Genomic DNA, 4,640 nt, shown 5'->3' on the forward strand with positions numbered 1-4,640 from the left:
TGCCCGCCGACGTCCTCGCGCGCAGCACGTGGCAGCCCGCCTGCCCCGTCAAAGCCGCCGACCTCCGCTACCTGACGATGTCCTTCTGGGGCTTCGACGGCCACACGCACACCGGCGAAATGCTGGTGAACGCCCGCGGCGCGGCGGGCATCACCAAGGTCTTCGGACAGCTCTTCGCCGCGCGCTTCCCGCTCGAGGAGATGCGCGTGACCGGCCCGGCCGAGCTCACCGCGCCGCCGACCGGGGACGGCAACGCGACCAGCGCGTTCGTCTGCCGCCCGGCGCGCGGGCAGACGACCTGGTCGGCACACGCCTACGGGCTCGCCGTCGACGTCAACCCGTTCTGCAACCCCTACACCCGGGGCGACCTGGTGCTGCCCGAGCTGGCCTCGGCGTACGTCGACCGCTCGCGCAAGCGGCCCGGCATGGTCCTGGCCGGCGACGCGACCGTGCGCGCGTTCGCGGCGATCGGGTGGAGCTGGGGCGGCGCCTGGACCAGCCCGAAGGACCGGATGCACTTCACCGCGACCGGCCACTGACCACGTAATACGACGTTAAGCACAACAGGGAACAGCCGACTTCGCGGCGAGGTTGGCTAGGGTGAAACGACCGGAACCGGACCCGCGGAGGATGCAGTGCCCCACTATGACCTGGTGATCGTCGGGACGGGATCGGGCAACTCGATCCTCGGCCCGGACTTCGCCGGCAAGAAGACGGCGATCGTCGAGAAGGGCACCTTCGGCGGCACGTGCCTCAACGTGGGCTGCATCCCGACGAAGATGTTCGTGTACGCCGCCGACGTCGCGTACACGCCTTCGCACAGCGCCAAGTACGGCGTCGACGAAGAGCTGAAGGGCGTCCGCCTGCGCGACATCCGGGACCGCATCTTCGGCCGGATCGACCCGATCGCCGAGGGCGGCGCGGAGTACCGCCGCAGCCACGAGGACAACGCGAACGTCGACGTCTTCGAGGGCACCGGCCGCTTCACCGGCCACAAGGAGCTGCGCGTCAGCTTCGCCGACGGGCGCCCCGACGAGGTGCTGACCGCCGACAAGTTCGTGCTCGCCGCGGGTGGGCGCCCGGTCATCCCGGAAATCCCCGGTCTGGACGACGTCGACTACCACACCTCCGACACGATCATGCGGATCGACGAGCTGCCCGAGCGGATCGTCATCCTGGGCGGCGGGTACATCGCGGCCGAATCCGCGCACGTCTTCGCCTCGTTCGGCGCGCGGGTCACGCTGGTCAACCGCTCCGGGCGGCTGCTGCGCTCGGAGGACGAGGACGTCAGCGCGCGCTTCACCGAGCTGGCCGCCGAGCGGTTCGACGTCCGCCTCGACCGCAAGACCGTGCGGGCGCGCAAGACCGAGACCGGCGTCGCGCTGGACCTGGAGGGGCCGCAGGGCGCCGAGACCGTCGAGGGCGACGTGCTGCTCATCGCCACCGGCCGCAGGCCGAACTCGGACCTCCTCGACGTCGCCGCCACCGGGGTGACCACCATGGACAGTGGGCACGTCGTGGTCGACGACTACCAGGAGACCGTGGTCGAAGGCATCTACGCGCTCGGCGACCTGTCGTCGCCGCACGAGCTCAAGCACGTCGCGAACCACGAAGCCCGCGTGGTGCAGCACAACCTCCTGCACCCGGACGAGCGGATGACCGCCGACCACCGGTTCGTGCCGCACGCGGTCTTCTCGCACCCGCAGGTGGCCTCGGTCGGGCTCACCGAGCAGAAGGCCCGCGACCTCGGCGTGTCCTATGTGGTCTCGAAGCAGGACTACGCCGGGATCGCCTACGGCTGGGCGATGGAGGACACCACGGGCTTCGCGAAGCTCCTGGCCGACCCGGCGACCGGCCAGCTGCTCGGCGCGCACATCATCGGCCCGCAGGCGTCGTCGGTGATCCAGCCGCTCATCCAAGCGATGAGCTTCGGCCTCGACGCGCGGAGCATGGCCCGCGGCCAGTACTGGATCCACCCGGCGATGCCGGAGCTGATCGAGAACGCGCTGCTCAACCTGCCCCTGGACTGAGGCACCGCGGGCCGGGACGCACCCGGCCCGCGGCGGCTCACAGGGTGATCGACCAGGTGTCCAGGGTGCCGGTGTCGCCGGGGCCGTAGTCCGTGACGCGCAGCTGCCAGCGGCCGCCGGCCGGGGCGGACGCCGGAACCGTGAACGTCCGGGCACCGTTCCACGCCGTGCACGTGCTGCCGCCGCTGTACTTCAGTGCGTAGCCGCGGCCGTTCGGGTCGAGCAGCGTGACGCCGAGGTCTTCGGCGCACGTGTGCCGGATCGTCACCGCGACCGTCAGCGGGGTCGCCGCCGGCCCGGTCAGGGCGGACGTGACCGGGCTGAACACCTGCTGGTAGTCGCGGATCGCGTAGTCCGTGTCGCTGGTCAAGGTCCGGCCGCCACCCGCCTGCGTGCGCGCGGACACCGCCGGACTGGCCGGAGACGTGTTGCCGGCGGCGTCGCGCGCCTTGACCGTGAACGTGTACGCGGTGTCCGGAGCGAGCCCGGTGACCGTCGCGCTGGTCCCGGCGACGCTGGTGGCGAGCGCGGATCCGGTGTAGACGTCATACGCGGTGGCGTCGCCGGTCGACGCGTCCCAGGCGAGTGACACGCTGCCGGCCGTCGTGCCGGTGACCCGCGGGTTGGCCGGCGCACTCGGCGGGGTCGTGTCGCCGCCACCGGTCACCAGGGTGAGCTGCCACTTGGCCAGCGCTTCGGCCACCGGCTGGAAGAGCGACAGGTCACCGTCGGACGGGTTCTGGACGCACTGCGCCGGGCCGCCGTCGTGGAGGCCGGTGGCCTGGTCGCCGAGCAGCCAGCCGCCGCCGGAGTCGCCGCCGAGGGAACACGCCGTCGTCCAGGTCAGGTCGTCGATGACCAGGCCGCCGCCGTAGTCGACGGACTTGTGGGTGTACTTCACCTCGCCGCACTGCCAGTGCGAGGTGTTGCCGGAGTGGCAGACGCGGTCGCCGACCATCGCCTCGGCCGCGCCGGACAGCGTGATCGCCGGCTGGCCCCAGGTGTTCACCGACGCCGAGAGGTTCCAGCCGGTCTCCGTCACCGCGACGACACCCATGTCGCCTTCGCGGGCGTTGACGCTGTGGGTGCCGCCTGCGTTCGACGTGCCGATCCGGTTCTGCTGCCCCGAGGCGCCGTACGCGGCCTGGTCGCGGTCGTTCGTGCAGTGGCCCGCGGTCAGGAAGTGCTTGGCGCCCGCGGAATCCGTCACCGGGAAGCCGACCGAGCAGTTGCTCTCGCTGCCCGGCCACCACGGGTTGCCGGTCTGGACCGTGCCCGACTGCTGCCGCGGCGACGTCGTGGTCTCGGTGATCCGGACGCCGAGTTCCCGCACGCGCGAAAGGAAGCTTTCGGTCGCGGCGGTCTTCTTCGTCCGGTCGACGTCCACGGCGACGTCGTTGGCGCGGACGTCGACGCCCCAGCCGTAGACGCCGGGGACGCCGGTGCCGACCTGGGCGCGGACGGCCGAGGCGGTGCGGTCGAGATCGGCCCGGCTCCGGGCCACGACCCGGGCCGCCGCCCCCGCGGCCCGGGCTTCCTCGGCCGCTTCCGGTGTGGTGACGGCGACGGTCAGCTTCCCGGCGACGGCGTCGAACCACTGCCCCGCGGCCCGCGCGCGGACCGCGGCGGGGAGGGCTGCGGCCAGCCGGTGGGCCCGGTCCTGGGCGGTGAGCTGGGCCCGGGCCTCGTCCGCCGGCAGCCCGAACGCCGCGGCGACACCCGCCACCTCGGCGTCCGGGTGGTCCGGTGCCGCTTCGGCGGGCGCGAGGCCCGGTCCCAGCGCGGCCAGCGCGGCGACGCCCACGACGGAAACGAATCTGCGCATCGGTTTCTCCTCGGATCGGCGAGTGGAGTGCGCAGACGGTAAGCCGCCGGAAAGCCGGTTCTGAAGATCCGCAGGTCTTTAACAGTTAACTGGGCCAGTCCCAGGCGAACCCGTAGCGGCCGGGCCCGAAGTTCAGCGCGACCCCGTGCACCGCAGCGGATTCCGGGACGACGTCGGCGTGTTCGCCGGGCTCCGCGAACCGGCGGCACACCGCCGGCACCGCCTCCGGTGAGAACCGGATTTCGAGCACGTATTCGCGGACCGGCAGGCGGAACTTGCGTTCGTAGTTCGTCGCGACCGGGTGCGGCGCGCGATTCACGAGCGCGTGTTCGGTGATCACCGTTTCACCGCGCAGCAGCGGCCTGCCGAAGAGCAGCTCGACGACCAGGAGGCCGTCTTCCGGCTTCAGCACGCTGCGGCCCGCGTGGCAGCCCCGCAGGGAACGCAGCTCCGGCAGCGGCCGGTCGTGCTCGTCCAGGTGCAGGATCACCACCCACCGGTCCGGGCCGTCGGCTTCGGCCCGCAGCACCTGCCGCGACCGGATCTCCAGCTCCTCGCGGTCCGGGCCGACGAGGACGACGTCGTGCTGGCTGAGCCGGGTCAGCCGCTCGTCCCACCGGATGTCCACATCGGACACCGCGGCGTCGATGCGCGGGCCGTCCGGCCAGAACCGGCCGAGCTCCGCGGGCGCGGACCGGCGGGCCCGCGGCGGGCCGAGCAGCGCGACCAGCGAACCCGCGGGCACCTCGAGGACGGCTTCGAGCTGCCGCAGCCCGCGCACCGAG

Annotated in this window: 4 protein-coding genes; 2 read left to right on the top strand and 2 right to left on the bottom strand. The window is 72.4% G+C overall.

The features are described 5' to 3' along the window. A partial coding sequence (locus CCN39_RS45735; protein WP_086853211.1) for a M15 family metallopeptidase occupies positions 1 to 539 on the top strand: 539 nt, incomplete at its 5' end. 96 nt (positions 540 to 635) lie between these two features. Continuing rightward, positions 636 to 2,030 (top strand): mycothione reductase, encoded by a 1,395-nt coding sequence (locus tag CCN39_RS45740; protein WP_086853213.1) that lies wholly within the window; start codon positions 636 to 638, stop codon positions 2,028 to 2,030. A gap of 37 nt (positions 2,031 to 2,067) precedes the next feature. Here the strand turns inward: CCN39_RS45740 and CCN39_RS45745 are convergent, their stop codons facing one another. Together CCN39_RS45745 and CCN39_RS45750 are read right to left on the bottom strand one after the other, a co-directional pair. Next, positions 2,068 to 3,855, bottom strand: coding sequence for a fibronectin type III domain-containing protein (locus CCN39_RS45745; RefSeq protein WP_086853215.1), 1,788 nt, complete (start codon positions 3,853 to 3,855; stop codon positions 2,068 to 2,070). 85 nt (positions 3,856 to 3,940) lie between these two features. Further along, the coding region (locus CCN39_RS45750) for a transcriptional regulator (RefSeq protein WP_086853217.1) at positions 3,941 to 4,640 on the bottom strand (700 nt) is incomplete at its 5' end.

It is taken from the genome of Amycolatopsis kentuckyensis (genome assembly GCF_002155975.1).
In the GTDB taxonomy this organism is placed as follows: Bacteria; Actinomycetota; Actinomycetes; order Mycobacteriales; family Pseudonocardiaceae; genus Amycolatopsis; species Amycolatopsis kentuckyensis.